The sequence below is a fragment of the Ruminobacter sp. RM87 genome (assembly GCF_000701925.1).
In the GTDB taxonomy this organism is placed as follows: Bacteria; Pseudomonadota; Gammaproteobacteria; order Enterobacterales; family Succinivibrionaceae; genus Ruminobacter; species Ruminobacter amylophilus.
Window position 1 is genome coordinate 29,653 of sequence record NZ_JNKD01000002.1, and the last position, 13,812, is coordinate 43,464.

Here is a 13,812-nt window from a genome sequence, read left to right on the forward strand (position 1 = left end):
AGTTAAAATTTTTCAACCTATTTTGTATATGGCGAAATTGTTTTGTCAGTTAATTAACCTTATATAGAGGAAAATATGGTAGTTATTCGTTTACAGCGTGGTGGTTCTAAAAAGCGTCCATTTTATCACGTAGTAGTTGCTGATTCACGTCGTGCTCTCAGCGGTAGATACATCGAAGACATCGGTTTCTACAATCCGATTGCTCAGGGCAATGAAGTTAAGCTCAATCTTAACCTTGACAAGGTTACTGAATGGGTTGGCAAGGGTGCTCAGCTTTCTGATCGTGTAAAGAAGCTCGTTAAGGATGCCAAGGCTAACGCTTAAGTTGATGCTGATGGTATTTGATTACCACGGTTTTTTAACAGAGTGATGAGATATAGGGATTAGTATGGATAAAGAAGTACCTGAAGTAATGGGCCGTTTTGGTGCCGTTTTTGGAATCAAAGGCTATATTAAGGTTTTTTCTTATACAGAGGATCCTGAAAGTCTTTTTAGCTATAAGCCCTGGTTTTATCGTAAGCCAGGCGGGCAGTGGCAGAGTATAGAAATAACAGATGCAAAGCCACATGCTGACAGCTATATCGTGAAAATCAAAGGTTTTGATGTTCGCGAGGTAGTTCAGGGCTTTACAGGTAGTGACATTGGTATACTCCCTAGCTCCTTACCTAAATTGCCTGAAGGAGTTTTCCGTTGGATCGAGCTTATCGGTCTTAGGGCAGTTACTCTGGATGGGTATGATTTAGGTATTGTGTCTAACATGATGGAAACAGGGGCCAATGACGTGTTAGTTGTTAAGGCCAGAAAAGATGACAAGTATGAAATTAAGGAAAGACTTATACCTTATTTACCACATGTGGTAAAGAATGTTGATCTTGACGAAAAAGTAATACAAGTTGATTGGGAACCTGACTTCTAAACAGATTCGGTAGTATGATGAGGTATTTATGAGGATTGGTGTAATTAGCATCTTTCCGGAAATGTTTCAGGCAATTACTGAATTTGGTGTAACAGGCAGGGCGGTACAGCGTGGAATAATTTCCCTTTTTTGCATTAACCCAAGATCTTTTGCTTATGACAAACACCAGAAAGTGGACGAGCGTCCATTTGGCGGTGGTCCCGGCATGGTGATGATGGTTCAGCCTCTAAGAGATGCTATTCTTGAGGCCAAGAAACAGCTTCCAAATGCCAAGGTGATTTATATGTCACCTCAGGGGCGTAAATTTGATCATCAGGGCTGTGTAGAACTTGCTAAAAATGATGAACTAATCATTATTGCAGGCAGGTACGAAGGTATTGATGAAAGAATTATAGATAAATATGTCGATGAGGAATGGTCTGTTGGTGATTATGTCCTTAGTGGCGGTGAATTACCGGCTATGATTGTGGTTGATGCCGTGTCTCGTTTGATACCGGGAGTGTTGGGCGATGAACTGAGTGCTGTGGAGGATTCGTTTGCCACAGGACTTTTGGATTGTCCTCAATACACCAGACCGCCAGAGATTGATGGACAGAAAGTTCCGGAAGTTCTTATGAGTGGAAATCACGAGAAAATAAGAAAGTGGAGATTAGAACAGTCTTTAGTCCGAACCTATGAAAGAAGGCCAGATATTTTAAATAACCTAGCTCTGACTGACGAGCAAGAAAAAATTCTTGCCCTTTATCTGCGAGAACGCAAGTCCAAGTAGATCGTAAGGTTGAACAGTAGAGAGTTATCAGTATATCCTAGGTAGGAATTTATTATGAATTTAATTGAACAAATTGAAAAAGAACAGATGCGTTCAGATGTTCCTGAATTTAGAGCAGGTGACACTGTACGTGTTCAGGTGCGTGTAGTTGAAGGTGAAAAGGAACGTTTACAGGCTTATGAAGGTGTTGTAATCGCTAAGCGTAATCGTGGTCTTCATTCTGCATTTACTGTAAGAAAGATTTCTAATGGTGAAGGTGTTGAACGTGTATTCCAGACCCACAGCCCATTAATTTCTTCTATTACCGTTACTCGTCGTGGTAAGGTTCGTCGTGCTAAACTTTACTACCTCCGTGAACGTACTGGTAGAGCAGCTCGTATCGCTGAAAGATTAGTTGTTAAGACCGGTGCGTCTGAAGAATAATCTTTAGTTAAGCTTATACAATCTAGGTTTTTGTGTTAGGGGAAATTTCTTAATTTCCTCTAATCTTTTTTTGCGTGTATATTTTTATGCATAAAAAAACAAGCACTGTTGTCAGAGCTTGTTTTGGTTCGGGAGTATTATCAAAAAATTATTAATTACTTCTTCTTGGTAGAAGTTTTGGTTGTTTTGGCTGCTGATTTGGCTGGGGCTTTTGCAGTAGTTTTAGCCTTTGCGGCTTTTGGCTTTGCTGCTGCCTTTACAGGAGCTTCTTCTGCTGAAGGTTCAGGAATATCAAAAGCAGAGTTATCGCCGTTGAACGGATTTGGAATGTAGTACTGAGCATCCCAATCGTTGTCATACTTTTCAGAATTGTCAGGCATAACGTACTGATATCTGTACTGATAGGTCTTCTTCAGATTTTCATCCTTGGCAATATCAACATTAACGGTGAAAGTACCATTCTTGTTGAGAGTTAATGCAACAGGTTCCCATGCATTGAAATCGCATAAGAGATAAATTTCCTTTGCATTCTGGGCTGCTTCCTGTGACACTTTGAAAGCAACCTTGAATTTATCTTTAAATTCCTTTACGGTAACGCTCATTAAAATTTCTCCTAATTTCAAAATTACGCAACTTAATATCAGTTATTATTATTAGATTTTATATTTTCTACTGATTGTCACTTATTAAGATAAATAATTATAAAAGAATTGTATATCACTAATTCTTAAAAGTATGATTAATGCTAATAAATTGAGGTGCTAATGATAAAATTTATCAATAAAACAGCAAAAAAATTTATTAAATTATCAGTATCTAAAATTTTTTAATAAATATAATTAATATCCTTAACTGACGACTAAAAAACATATTTATGATAATTCAGAAAGGAAATTATCAATGATTTGAGCTGTAAAAGATTTTCTTAAGTAAAAACCATATTGGTAATTGTTTTTAGTGCCTCCGCATGGTGCCAGAAGCACATTTTCGCCAATGTCCGATGTGATTGATTTTATCCCGTTGATAGCAATGAACTCCATAATTTCTTCCCATTCATCATGAAGAATGCGGTATTGTCTGTCATCAGGATGCCAAAGAAAACCTGTTCCGAAGTGCCTTTCTGCAAATATTATGGAAGGATCTCCTTCAACCGGCAACCACAAAACCTGTTTGATTTTATTGTAGAAGTTTGAATTTTCGAATGTTTGGTTACGGATATGTTGATGTTCTAGAATACAAACATGAGTATTTTGAGCAGGTCTGCAGTTTTTCAGAAGTGGAATGGTTTTCAGTTCAACATTAAGGTTAATAAAATCCTGCACTGGTTTTGCACCTGCTGTGGCTCCCAAGGCGATTTCAGCCAATTGGCCGATATAGCCTTTTGCATTTTTTGTATTGTATGGAAGAGGAATGTTCAATGCTGAAGCAAGTTCCCCGACTGTCATTCCGTTCAAAGCAATAACTCTGTGCATAAGTTCGTCAATACTGAAAGGTATCATCTGATGTTAATCCTGATATGAAAACCTGTTTATAAATATCACTGCATTACAATTATAAACAAATATTATGGCTTTCTCCCATTCCTAACTTCAAATGAGTCATAACGATATGTGATGTTCTGTATATGTGTTAGAATTGATATAGCATCGGAGTATAGTGATTTTTGAGGTGTATAAGTGATATACGGCGACGGTTTTAGACCTAACGTTGGTATTGTGATATGTAACCAGCAGGGGCAAGTTTTATGGGCTCGCCGTATCGGTCAGAATTCATGGCAGTTTCCTCAGGGGGGAATTAATGCCGGTGAATCGCCTGTTCAGGCCATGTATCGAGAACTCAATGAAGAACTTGGTCTGGTTAAAAGCGATGTTACCATTATTCATGTTTCTAAATTGTGGCACAAATACCAGCTTCCTCAGCGATTGGTAAGATGGAATGAGCGTCCCGTATGCCTCGGCCAGCGACAAAAATGGTTCCTTTTGCGGTTGTGTGAGCACGCAGAAAACAAAATTCAATTCAATTTATCCAGCACTCCGGAATTCGATAATTGGAGATGGGTCAGTTACTGGTATCCGGTAAGACAGGTTATTTCTTTTAAGAGAGATGTTTACCGAAAAATTTTAAAAGAATTTTCTGATTATGCTTTATTCGGCAAGGAAATACGAACTCCGAATGAAGATGAAACAGAGGTTGACAGTTCTGTTAAGAAAAGAAATTGGTATGGAAAACAGAGCCAGCAGCGTCATGTAAGGAGAAAATAATGCTTACAAAATTAAGATTGATAGTTGAGTCCTTTTTAGGTGAAAAGGATTTAAATAAGGCACTTAAGCTTGTGGTTGCAAAGACTCGTGAAGCTTTAGGTGTAGACTGCTGTTCAATATATATAGCCGATCACACCAGAGGACGGTACAGACTTGTTGCTACTGACGGTTTGAATAATGACTGTGAAGGTAAGGTTACTTTGCGTTTTGGTGAAGGACTTGTAGGTCTGGTAGGTAAGAAAAATACTATTCTTAATCTGGCTAATGCTCAGGAACATCCTAATTTCAAATACATACCGGAAATTGGAGAGGAAGAATTTAAATCCTTTCTTGGTGTTCCAATCAATTACAATGATCTGAATCTTGGTATTCTGATCATTCAGCAGAAGGAATCTAGACAGTTTGATGAAATAGAAGAATCTTTTCTAGTATCACTTTCTGCACATTTGTCCTCATCTCTGTATATAGCAGGGCAGAAGGATGAGACAGCCAATAATTCCGAACCTGTGAAGTGCACCTTCGGTTCCGGTGGTATTGCCATAGCAAGAGGTTGGGTGTGGCAGCCACATATGGAGTTGGAACAGGTTCTTCTGAAAAAAAATAATGACCGTGAAACTCAGGTTGAGCTGTTTCACCAGGCACTTTTTCAGTTGCAACTGGATCTTGATTCACTTACCCTTAAAGTTAATGATAATCTTAAGAACAGTGATATGAGTAATGTTTTCGATACATACCAGGATATTATTGAAGACAGTGATTTCAGCAACAAGATAGATGCTAAAATTTATGATGAAGGGTGGTCAGCTTCTTCGGCAGTTAAGCTTATTGCTGAAGAAATGATAGCTGACTGCAACAGTCAGAACAAGAAAGAACTGTCATTAGCGATTCGTGACCTGTCGCAGCGTCTTTTGTCCAGACTAGCACACAGTTATCTTGAAGAATTTGCATTTTCTGAACCTGTGATACTGTTGGCGGAGGAAATAACAGCAGCACTTATTGCTGAACTGCCTCGTGAAAGAATTGCAGGTATTATCTCTCTTAAGGGAAGTGCTAATTCCATAGCGGCTATACTTGCCAAGAATATGAACATTCCTACACTGATGGGAGTTGATTTGCCTCTGTCCAAGTTAGACAGACATTTATTTATTCTTGATGGTAACCGAGAGGAACTTTTTGTTGATCCTCCTGTAGGCATAATAACTGAATACAGGGGTAATATTCTTAAGGATGAAGAGAATACACGACTGTTTATTGCTGAACAGAATGAACCTGCCGTTACTTCTGATGGCGTTAAGATAAGTGTCGAATTAAACGCTGGATTAAATTTTGATAAGGAGTCGGAAGCAGTACTTTCGATGATTGACGGCGTTGGCCTTTATCGTACTGAAGTTGAATTTATGATGCATAATACATTTCCTACAGAACTGGAGGAATGTATTCATTATGAAGAATTTCTCAAGAGTTTTGCATCCACAAGAGTTCGTATGAGAACCATGGACGTCGGTGGGGATAAACCTCTACCGTACATGCCGTTTAACGAAGCTAATCCGTTCCTTGGATGGAGAGGTATACGCATAAGTCTGGATAAGCCTGATTTGCTTCGCACTCAATTCAGGGCAATGCTTAAGGCGAACAGAAAGTACGAAAATCTTGAAATAATGCTTCCTATGGTATCCAGTCTTGAAGAAGTGATAAAAAGTAAGGAAATTTTGGAGCAGGCCTATAAGGAAATCTGTGAAGAGTACAGTTCTGTTGTAGCTCATCCGAAACTTGGTGCCATGATAGAAGTTCCTGCTGCTATGTTTTTATTGGAAGATCTTGCTGAGTATCTGGATTTCTTCTCCATAGGTAGTAATGACCTCACTCAGTATACTTTAGCGGTAGACAGAAATAATCCACGTGTTTCCAAGCTTTATGACTGTTTTAATCCTGCCATGGTTAGGGTATTATGGCGCTTATACCGTATATGTGTACAAGAGTTGAATCGTCCGTTGGCAATGTGCGGAGAAATGGCCGGAGATCCGTTGGGAGCAATTCTGCTTATTTCAATGGGATATCGTGAGTTAAGTATGAATTACACAGAAATAGCCAGAATTAAGTATGTCCTTCGCAGGGTTGACACTAAAGAGCTCTCAGATATATTCAAGAAAGCCATTAAGCTGTCAGATACCGCAGCAATCAAGCAAATGTATGTGGATTATCTTAAAGAAAAAGGTCTTTCGGATATTCTGAATATCAAATAGATGATTTTTTAAGAAAAAAGCTGTCGTAATGACAGCTTTTCAATAAGGATTTTTTAATGAAAAAATATTTAGATTTATTACAGCATATTATGGACAACGGTACTGTGAAAACCGATAGAACAGGTACCGGGACAAAGTCTGTTTTTGGATATCAGATGCGCTTTAACATGCAGGATGGTTTCCCTTTACTGACAACAAAAAAATGTCATACAAGATCAATAATCCATGAATTATTATGGTTCCTTAACGGAGATACAAACATTAAATATCTTCATGACAATAAAGTTACAATATGGGATGAATGGGCTGATGAAAACGGGGATCTTGGGCCTGTGTATGGCTATCAGTGGCGTTCATGGCCAACTCCGGATGGTAAGCATATTGATCAGATTTCCAACGTAATACAGCAGATAAAGAATACTCCTGACAGCCGTCGTATGATCGTTTCAGCATGGAATGTAGCCTGTATCGATGATATGAAATTACCTCCATGCCATGCGATGTTTCAGTTTTATGTTGCTGATGGTAAGTTAAGTCTGCAGCTGTATCAGCGCAGCTGTGACACATTCCTGGGGCTGCCTTTTAATATTGCCAGTTACTCAATGCTGCTTCATATGGTTGCTCAGCAGTGTGATCTGATTCCATACGAATTTGTTTGGACGGGTGGAGATGTGCATCTGTACCTCAATCATTTTGAACAGGCAAAAGAGCAGTTAAGCAGAGAGCCAAGGGCTTTGCCTACCCTAAGATTTGCGAGAAAGCCTGATTCAATTTTTGATTATAAATTTGAGGATTTTATTATTGAAGGCTATGATCCGTACCCTGTAATAAAAGCCCCGATTGCGGTTTGATGGAGGTTTGCAGTGAAGACTGAATCTCAGTGGGACAGCTTAAAATGGAAGTCTCGTAGGGGAATGAAAGAACTGGATCTTATGCTTGAACCTTATGTAAATGATTATTTACCTCAGGCATCAGATCAGGAATTTGATGAGTACAATACATTTCTTGACTGTACTGATCTTGAGTTGGTGCGTTATCTTTTAAGAAGACAAACTCCAGTTGATCCTCTTGTTGTTAAAGTGGTAAATTCCATTATTGCTTATCATGAAAAAATACTTAAGGAAAATATAGGTTAAATATGGAATTCTCTGAATTAGAATTAGATAACAGATTACTGAAAGTTGTGGAAGAACAGGGATTTCGCAAACCGACAATAGTACAGCAGGAGGTTATACCTAATGCTTTGTCTGGATTTGATGTTTTAGCCGATGCTCCGACAGGCACCGGTAAAACTGCAGCATACGTTCTGCCTTGTCTGCAGCATATTATAGATTTTTCCAACAAAAAACACAGCCTTAGCCGTATTCTCGTTCTTACACCCACTAGAGAACTTGCTTTACAGGTTCATGAGCAGGTAAAACTTTTTAGCAAATATCTACCTAGAGTAAGTTCATGCACTGTTATTGGCGGTGTCGATCATGAAGAACAGCTTCCTGATCTCAGCCAGCGTACTGATATCGTTATAGCCACTCCTGGACGTCTGATTGAATATCTTAAGAAGAAAATGTTTGATATTAAGGGTGTGGAAATTCTTGTTCTTGATGAAGCAGACAGAATGCTGGACATGGGCTTTTATGATGATGTTGTAAGTATTTCCAAAGCAGCAAGCAGGAGAGAACAGACTTTTCTTTTTTCAGCAACTTTAGAGGGGGGGCTACTTTCAAAATTTGCTAATGAGGTACTGCAGAATCCTGTAGAAATTCATGTTGACTCACCTCGCTCTGAAAAGAAGAAGGTGGTACAGTATAAGATTTTTGCTGACAGTTTGGAACATAAGGTTGAACTTCTGAAATATCTTCTGAGAAGTGAAAAAATCGTAAAGCCGATTGTGTTCGTTAAGACTCGTGAACGCCTGCAGGAACTGGTTCAGGAATTGGATAAGGCGGAAATTAAGTTCGCCTATATCCGTGGAGAAATGGAGCAGGAAAAGCGTATAGCCGCCCTTGAAAGATTTGCTGGCGGATCAGTAAATATTCTGTTGGCAACAGATGTGGCAGCAAGAGGAATAGATGTATCTGACGTATCTCACGTGATTAACTTCGATATGCCGAGAAGTGCAGATATATATGTTCACAGAATAGGACGCACAGCAAGAGCAGGCAAGAAAGGGGTAGCTATTAATCTTGTAGAGGCTCATGATGTGCCTATTCTTGGCAAAATAGAGAGGTACACGGGAGAGAAGATAACCTTAAGAGTTATAGATGGTTTAAAGGCTCAGAATAAGCTTGCTGACTTCTCTAAAAAGAAGAAAAAGAAAGAAGATAAAGATGTTAAGTCTGACGAAAAAGAAAAACATATAAAGAAAAGAGCTAGAGATCTGAAGAATAAAGGCAAACCTAATTTCTATGAGAAAAAGAGGAAAAAGCTTTTGAGTCAGGGAATAACTGAGGAAGAAGCAGATAAGTTGCTGAATATCTCTTCTGCAAAGTAATTTAGGGGGAGAAGGAATCCGTTATGCAAGAGGCATAACGGATTTTTATTATCAGAAAAACAGTAAATCAGGAATCAGCAGTATCTTCTGACTGTTGAGAAGTTTTTACGTACCAGTGGTAAAGCAGAACAGTAATTCCTGATATGTAGAAGGCCAGATATACGCATATAGCGATAAATGTAATTAAGATTACCATTACCATTTCTAATAATGAACCATGGGCGACTCCAACACTTGGTAAAATCAGAATATACGCCCCCAGCACAGCTAATGTAAACATTAACCCCATAGTCCAGATAATAAGCTGGCTAAAAAAAACAAAGGGTTTTGATACCAGCAGATTGAGGCTATCGGTTACCGAATTTAACAGAGTGCTGTTATTTTTTGATGAAATCAACAGGGCGTTTGCAGTTATCAACCCCCATATGTTAAGAAAGCACAGCAGTCCAAACACTTCGTATATTAATACGCTTTTGCTGAAATTTTCAATACTGTAAAGAATGTACAGAATGAATAGCAGAGCAGGAAAAGACATGAAAATAAAGGATTTAACCTTTATCTTTATGTTTGTATAAACCAATGTCATTATTTCGGCAAAGGAAAGATTATCTCCCTCGATGTCATTAATGATCATCAGCATTATAAGACACAGAAAAATAGGAATGGTAAAGAAGTTTAAAATAAATACCGGCAGTGACAGTACTATGGCAACAGAGCACAGTAAAACTTTGAACAGAAGGAAAGGACGGGAAAGTAAAAAACTTATTCCTTGAAAAGGGGACAGAAAGGCGGTTCTTAAATCTAGGTTACTGGGAGTTTCGATTTGTTTTAGAAAAATCATTTTTTATAAAATAGAACAGGTTAATTAACAAACTCGACATATTATACTTTATAGGTTGAAAATCGCCACCTTAATGTTAAATCCGTGAAAAATAATGGAGTTTTAGTGCATGGCACTTTTATACATTTCTTCATATTCTTCGGCTGAGTCAGACCAGTTATAACGTACATTCATTGCGTTTCTTCTGATTCGTAAAAACTCAAGGTGTTCCTGAAGGTAAAATATAAGTGCACGTCTTACGCAGTTAAGAAAGGCTTGAGGTTCAGCTTCTTTGAAAATAAAGCCTGTAGCCTCTAGAGGGTTTTCATCGTAGCAGATAACGGTATCTTTAAGTCCTCCTACAGCTCGTACAATAGGTAATGTACCATAGGCAAGGCTATACATCTGATTTAAGCCGCATGGCTCGTAAATGGAAGGCATGAGAAAAAAGTCTGAACCTGCTTCAACCATGTGCGCCAGTTTATTATCGTATACACTTTTGAATACAAATCTATCTGCGTATTTTTTGGTGTATTGATGAAGGATGTTTTCAAGTTCCGGTGCTCCGGTACCGACTATAATCAGCTGTATCTGATGCTGGAGCATTTCATCCAGTACAGGGATTAAGAGATTTATGCCTTTCTGATCGGTAAGACGGCAAACCATTCCGAAAATAGGCTTATTGCATACCGGAAGATTTGTATATTCCTGAAGCAGAAATTTACATAGGCTTTTATCAACCATTGTGTCTGAATTGAAGTTAAACGGAATGTTTTTATCTATTGAAGGATCCCAGTCGGAATAGTCACAGCCATTTACTATTCCACACAGGTCATTAATTCTGTCCATATAATTCTGTGACATTCCGTGTCCGCCAAGAAAAGTTGTTAACTCTTCGGCGTAGCTCGGGCTTACGGCATTAATCTTATCAGCATAGAACACCCCGCATTTAAGGAAGTTTATGTTGTTAAATCCCTGACTGACAGTTTCATTATTTACCTGCGATATTTCAGGTAACATCCATAGCTGACTTTTTTCAAAAACGCCCTGAAAAGCCCCGTTGTGAATAGTGATAACAGAACGAGTGTTTTTGAAAAAAGGAGAGTTCTGGTATTTTAAAGCAAGAATCATCGGGGTCAGTGCAGTATGCCAGTCATTACAGTGAACAATGTCAGGTACAAATTTGAGATATTCAGTAGTAAGTAGTGATGCCGCAGAGAAAAAGGCAAATCTTTCGCCATTATCGTAGTACGACTGATTGTTCTCTGCGTAAATGCTGTTTCTTGCAAAGTAGTGCTCATTTTCTATTAGCCAGACAGTTACTTTATTACAGAGTTTGGCCTGTCTAACTTTAAATTCAATACCAGTATTATTTTGAGGATTGGTTAAAGACAGATCTGCTATCACTGGATAATCAAAATAATTGGGTATACGGTTATAACAGGGCATCATGATTCGGACATCATGATTACGTTTGACAAGTTCCATCGGGAGGGCTTTGGCAACATCCGCCAACCCTCCTGTTTTAACGAAATCGCATAGCTCAGAAGTTAAAAACAGAACATTCATAATCTAATAACCAATTCTGGCACCTTTCGGTATAACAACGATGCCACCATCAGAGACTGTATAGAAACTTCTGTCGTGCTCCGGATCCTCTCCGATAACAGTTCCCGGAGCTATGGTTACGTGTTTATCAATAATCGCCTTCTTTATCTTACAGTTGCTTCCAACAACCACGTCTCCTAAAAGTACAGAATCGGAGATTTCTGCATTTTCCTCGATTCTGCAGTTGAAACCTATAATACTGTGATCAACACTGGCCCCCACAATTTCTGAACCTGCTGATATCATGCTTTGAGAGATGGAACATTGTCTGTTTTCTGTATTTATGAAATTTGCAGGAGGAAGAGGGGGATAATTTGTGTGCAGTGGCCAGGATGGATTATGCAGTACAAAACTAGGTTCTTCATCAATAAGATCCATATTTGTCTGCCAGTACATGTCTATACTTCCTACATCTCTCCAATATCCTTTATTTTTTTCGTTGGGAATATAATTATCTAAAAAATTATATACATATACCGGACGCTTTGGATAAATGTTGGGTATTACATCACATCCGAAGTCATGTGTTGAATTCTGGTTTACAGAGTCAATGGCTAATTCTTCATATAAGGTATCTGCCTCAAAAATATAATTGCCCATTGATACGAGTGCGTAATCCGGTTCTCCGGGAATAGGTTTCGGATTCTTTGGTTTTTCTTCAAAACCAATCATTTTCCATTCGCTGTCAACCTCTATAACACCAAAGCTTCGTGCCTGTTTTATAGGCACTTTGATGGCGGATACGGTTAAATCGGCTTTTTTGTTTTTATGATATTCAAGCATCTGCCTGATATCCATTTTATAAACATGATCACTGCCGAAAATACACACCTGGTCAGGAGAATTGTATCGTATGAAACTAAGATTCTGGAATATGGCATCAGCTGTGCCGTCATACCATCGTTTACCCATTCTCATTTGTGCGGGAATCGGATCTATGAAACATCCTGGTATACCGTTAACGGTCCACCCCTTTTTCATATGCATGTACAGAGATTGACTTTTAAATTGGGTAAGAACAAAAATTCTTATAATATCTGAGTTAACAAAATTATTAAGAACGAAATCAATAAGTCTGTAACTTCCTGCAAACGGGACTGCAGGTTTTGAACGAGTAACGGTCAGTGGCTGAAGTCTTGTTCCTTCACCACCGGCCAAAATCATCGCTATGACTCCAGCCATAATTAATCCTTACTTATAAAATATCTCCACACTCTCTAAAGATTATACATAGTGAGTGGATATCTAGGCGTATATCGTTTGTTGTTTTTTTGATATGGCAAGAATTAATGTTAAAAAAAACAGACAATTGTTATTATTTTATTGAAAAACAGGTATCTCAACTTTTACAGCTTGTTAAGCTCTTTGAAATACCTGCTATGGAATTGGAAGATAAATAATAATTAACAGGAGGCCAGTTTAACTGTTTCCATGTGTGTTTTTTAGCTGCTCCTGTAGTGCTTTTTCAATTTCAATGGCAGTGTCTTCGTCTTCCATATCTTCAGGTGTTAGAGGAGAACTGATATGATATTTTCCTGATGCCCATCCGCCGAGATCTATCGTTTTGCATCGTTCAGAGCAGAAAGGTCTGTATTTGTTATCAGGACTCCACTCAGTTTCACAGTTGCAGATTGGACACTTAATTTTTGTCATTTTCATTCTCTTTTTTGATAATTTCAAGATAATGGCAGTGCAGTTCATGAATTTTGTTTTTTAATTCTTCCAGAGTCGGAAAATTAGAAACTACAACATCATCACTGGCACTGATTTTCTTTTCTCTTGGTAACTGATGTTCAACCATTGCTTTGGCTATTTCATAGGAACATCCGTCTCTTTGCATTGTTCTTTCGATTTGAATTTCAGGTGAAATATCCATGCATAAAATACGATTGGGAATATGTTCCAGTTTATTTTCAAAAAGCAGAGGGGCTGCGAGTACTACATAACAGCCGGTTGCTTCGGAGAGCTCTTTTAAAATCTGATCATGGATAAGAGGGTGCAGGATACTGTTCACGTACGACAGTTCCTGTTCATTAACAAATATAATATTGCGCAGGGCTCGTCGGTTAAGAGAACCATCTTCGCATAAAATATTCTGTCCGAAATGACTTACCAGTTCATTCAGGCCTTCTGTTCCGGGCATGACCACCTTTCGTGCACAGACATCGGCGTCGACAATCGTGCATCCGAATTCCCTAAAAAAACTGCAGACCGTGGTTTTCCCTGAACTGATCCCGCCGGTAAGTCCCAATATCCATTTACTCATACTGATAACCTGAAT

16 protein-coding genes are annotated in these 13,812 nt (G+C 38.5%); 9 read left to right on the top strand and 7 right to left on the bottom strand.

Annotated elements, in window-relative coordinates; genetic code table 11:
- The first annotated feature begins 75 nt into the window (after positions 1-75).
- The 4 genes from rpsP (at position 76) to rplS (ending at position 2,108) form a co-directional block, all read left to right on the top strand.
- Positions 76-324, top strand: coding sequence for a 30S ribosomal protein S16 (gene rpsP / locus T489_RS0100900; RefSeq protein ID WP_031578165.1), 249 nt, complete (start codon positions 76-78; stop codon positions 322-324).
- Between the two features lie 64 nt (positions 325-388).
- Positions 389-916: a ribosome maturation factor RimM gene (gene rimM, locus T489_RS0100905; protein WP_031578166.1), complete on the top strand. Its 528-nt coding sequence runs from the start codon at positions 389-391 to the stop codon at positions 914-916.
- A 28-nt stretch (positions 917-944) separates the two neighbouring features.
- Complete coding sequence (trmD, locus tag T489_RS0100910; protein ID WP_031578167.1) at positions 945-1,685, top strand: tRNA (guanosine(37)-N1)-methyltransferase TrmD; 741 nt, start codon at positions 945-947, stop codon at positions 1,683-1,685.
- Between the two features lie 54 nt (positions 1,686-1,739).
- Positions 1,740-2,108: a 50S ribosomal protein L19 gene (rplS, locus tag T489_RS0100915; protein WP_037318373.1), complete on the top strand. Its 369-nt coding sequence runs from the start codon at positions 1,740-1,742 to the stop codon at positions 2,106-2,108.
- A 155-nt stretch (positions 2,109-2,263) separates the two neighbouring features.
- On the opposite strand, the gene T489_RS0100920 is transcribed toward rplS, so the two are convergent.
- On the bottom strand, positions 2,264-2,710 hold the full coding sequence (locus T489_RS0100920; protein WP_177178508.1) for an early set domain-containing protein: 447 nt from the start codon (positions 2,708-2,710) through the stop codon (positions 2,264-2,266).
- 270 nt (positions 2,711-2,980) lie between these two features.
- Positions 2,981-3,607, bottom strand: a complete 627-nt coding sequence (locus T489_RS0100925; RefSeq protein ID WP_031578170.1) for a MutH/Sau3AI family endonuclease — start codon at positions 3,605-3,607, stop codon at positions 2,981-2,983.
- A 177-nt stretch (positions 3,608-3,784) separates the two neighbouring features.
- On the opposite strand from T489_RS0100925, the gene rppH reads away from it, so the two are divergent.
- The 5 genes from rppH to srmB are packed head-to-tail and all read left to right on the top strand — an operon-like array spanning position 3,785 to position 9,103.
- Positions 3,785-4,369, top strand: a complete 585-nt coding sequence (gene rppH, locus T489_RS0100930) for an RNA pyrophosphohydrolase (RefSeq protein WP_051621681.1) — start codon at positions 3,785-3,787, stop codon at positions 4,367-4,369.
- Positions 4,369-6,612, top strand: a complete 2,244-nt coding sequence (ptsP, locus tag T489_RS0100935) for a phosphoenolpyruvate--protein phosphotransferase (RefSeq protein ID WP_031578172.1) — start codon at positions 4,369-4,371, stop codon at positions 6,610-6,612. The genes rppH and ptsP overlap by 1 nt, the downstream gene beginning before the upstream one ends.
- A gap of 56 nt (positions 6,613-6,668) precedes the next feature.
- Positions 6,669-7,463: a thymidylate synthase gene (gene thyA, locus T489_RS0100940; protein WP_031578173.1), complete on the top strand. Its 795-nt coding sequence runs from the start codon at positions 6,669-6,671 to the stop codon at positions 7,461-7,463.
- A 12-nt stretch (positions 7,464-7,475) separates the two neighbouring features.
- Positions 7,476-7,748, top strand: a complete 273-nt coding sequence (locus T489_RS0100945) for an FAD assembly factor SdhE (RefSeq protein ID WP_031578174.1) — start codon at positions 7,476-7,478, stop codon at positions 7,746-7,748.
- 2 nt (positions 7,749-7,750) lie between these two features.
- Positions 7,751-9,103 carry an ATP-dependent RNA helicase SrmB gene (srmB, locus tag T489_RS0100950; RefSeq protein ID WP_037318377.1) on the top strand — a complete coding sequence of 451 codons (1,353 nt, stop codon included), beginning with the start codon at positions 7,751-7,753 and terminating at the stop codon, positions 9,101-9,103.
- 67 nt (positions 9,104-9,170) lie between these two features.
- Here the strand turns inward: srmB and T489_RS14835 are convergent, their stop codons facing one another.
- From T489_RS14835 to coaE, 5 genes are all read right to left on the bottom strand, one after another.
- Positions 9,171-9,383, bottom strand: a complete 213-nt coding sequence (locus tag T489_RS14835; RefSeq protein WP_157608023.1) for a hypothetical protein — start codon at positions 9,381-9,383, stop codon at positions 9,171-9,173.
- A 663-nt stretch (positions 9,384-10,046) separates the two neighbouring features.
- Complete coding sequence (gene glgA / locus T489_RS0100965) at positions 10,047-11,492, bottom strand: glycogen synthase GlgA (RefSeq protein WP_031578177.1); 1,446 nt, start codon at positions 11,490-11,492, stop codon at positions 10,047-10,049.
- A 3-nt stretch (positions 11,493-11,495) separates the two neighbouring features.
- On the bottom strand, positions 11,496-12,713 hold the full coding sequence (gene glgC / locus T489_RS0100970) for a glucose-1-phosphate adenylyltransferase (RefSeq protein WP_031578178.1): 1,218 nt from the start codon (positions 12,711-12,713) through the stop codon (positions 11,496-11,498).
- A 237-nt stretch (positions 12,714-12,950) separates the two neighbouring features.
- Positions 12,951-13,184: a DNA gyrase inhibitor YacG gene (locus tag T489_RS0100975; RefSeq protein ID WP_037318381.1), complete on the bottom strand. Its 234-nt coding sequence runs from the start codon at positions 13,182-13,184 to the stop codon at positions 12,951-12,953.
- On the bottom strand, positions 13,171-13,797 hold the full coding sequence (gene coaE, locus T489_RS0100980; RefSeq protein ID WP_031578180.1) for a dephospho-CoA kinase: 627 nt from the start codon (positions 13,795-13,797) through the stop codon (positions 13,171-13,173). The genes T489_RS0100975 and coaE overlap by 14 nt, the downstream gene beginning before the upstream one ends.
- Positions 13,798-13,812: the final 15 nt, after the last annotated feature.

Coding starts and splice junctions, on each gene's coding strand:
- srmB (WP_037318377.1), top strand. CDS start 7,751: ATGGAATTCTCTGAATTAGAATTAGATAACAGATTACTGAAAGTTGTG.
- glgC (WP_031578178.1), bottom strand. CDS start 12,713: ATGGCTGGAGTCATAGCGATGATTTTGGCCGGTGGTGAAGGAACAAGA.
- ptsP (WP_031578172.1), top strand. CDS start 4,369: ATGCTTACAAAATTAAGATTGATAGTTGAGTCCTTTTTAGGTGAAAAG.
- T489_RS0100925 (WP_031578170.1), bottom strand. CDS start 3,607: ATGATACCTTTCAGTATTGACGAACTTATGCACAGAGTTATTGCTTTG.
- rimM (WP_031578166.1), top strand. CDS start 389: ATGGATAAAGAAGTACCTGAAGTAATGGGCCGTTTTGGTGCCGTTTTT.
- rplS (WP_037318373.1), top strand. CDS start 1,740: ATGAATTTAATTGAACAAATTGAAAAAGAACAGATGCGTTCAGATGTT.
- T489_RS0100975 (WP_037318381.1), bottom strand. CDS start 13,184: ATGACAAAAATTAAGTGTCCAATCTGCAACTGTGAAACTGAGTGGAGT.
- glgA (WP_031578177.1), bottom strand. CDS start 11,492: ATGAATGTTCTGTTTTTAACTTCTGAGCTATGCGATTTCGTTAAAACA.
- T489_RS0100920 (WP_177178508.1), bottom strand. CDS start 2,710: ATGAGCGTTACCGTAAAGGAATTTAAAGATAAATTCAAGGTTGCTTTC.
- thyA (WP_031578173.1), top strand. CDS start 6,669: ATGAAAAAATATTTAGATTTATTACAGCATATTATGGACAACGGTACT.
- coaE (WP_031578180.1), bottom strand. CDS start 13,797: ATGAGTAAATGGATATTGGGACTTACCGGCGGGATCAGTTCAGGGAAA.
- rpsP (WP_031578165.1), top strand. CDS start 76: ATGGTAGTTATTCGTTTACAGCGTGGTGGTTCTAAAAAGCGTCCATTT.
- T489_RS14835 (WP_157608023.1), bottom strand. CDS start 9,383: ATGTTTACATTAGCTGTGCTGGGGGCGTATATTCTGATTTTACCAAGT.
- trmD (WP_031578167.1), top strand. CDS start 945: ATGAGGATTGGTGTAATTAGCATCTTTCCGGAAATGTTTCAGGCAATT.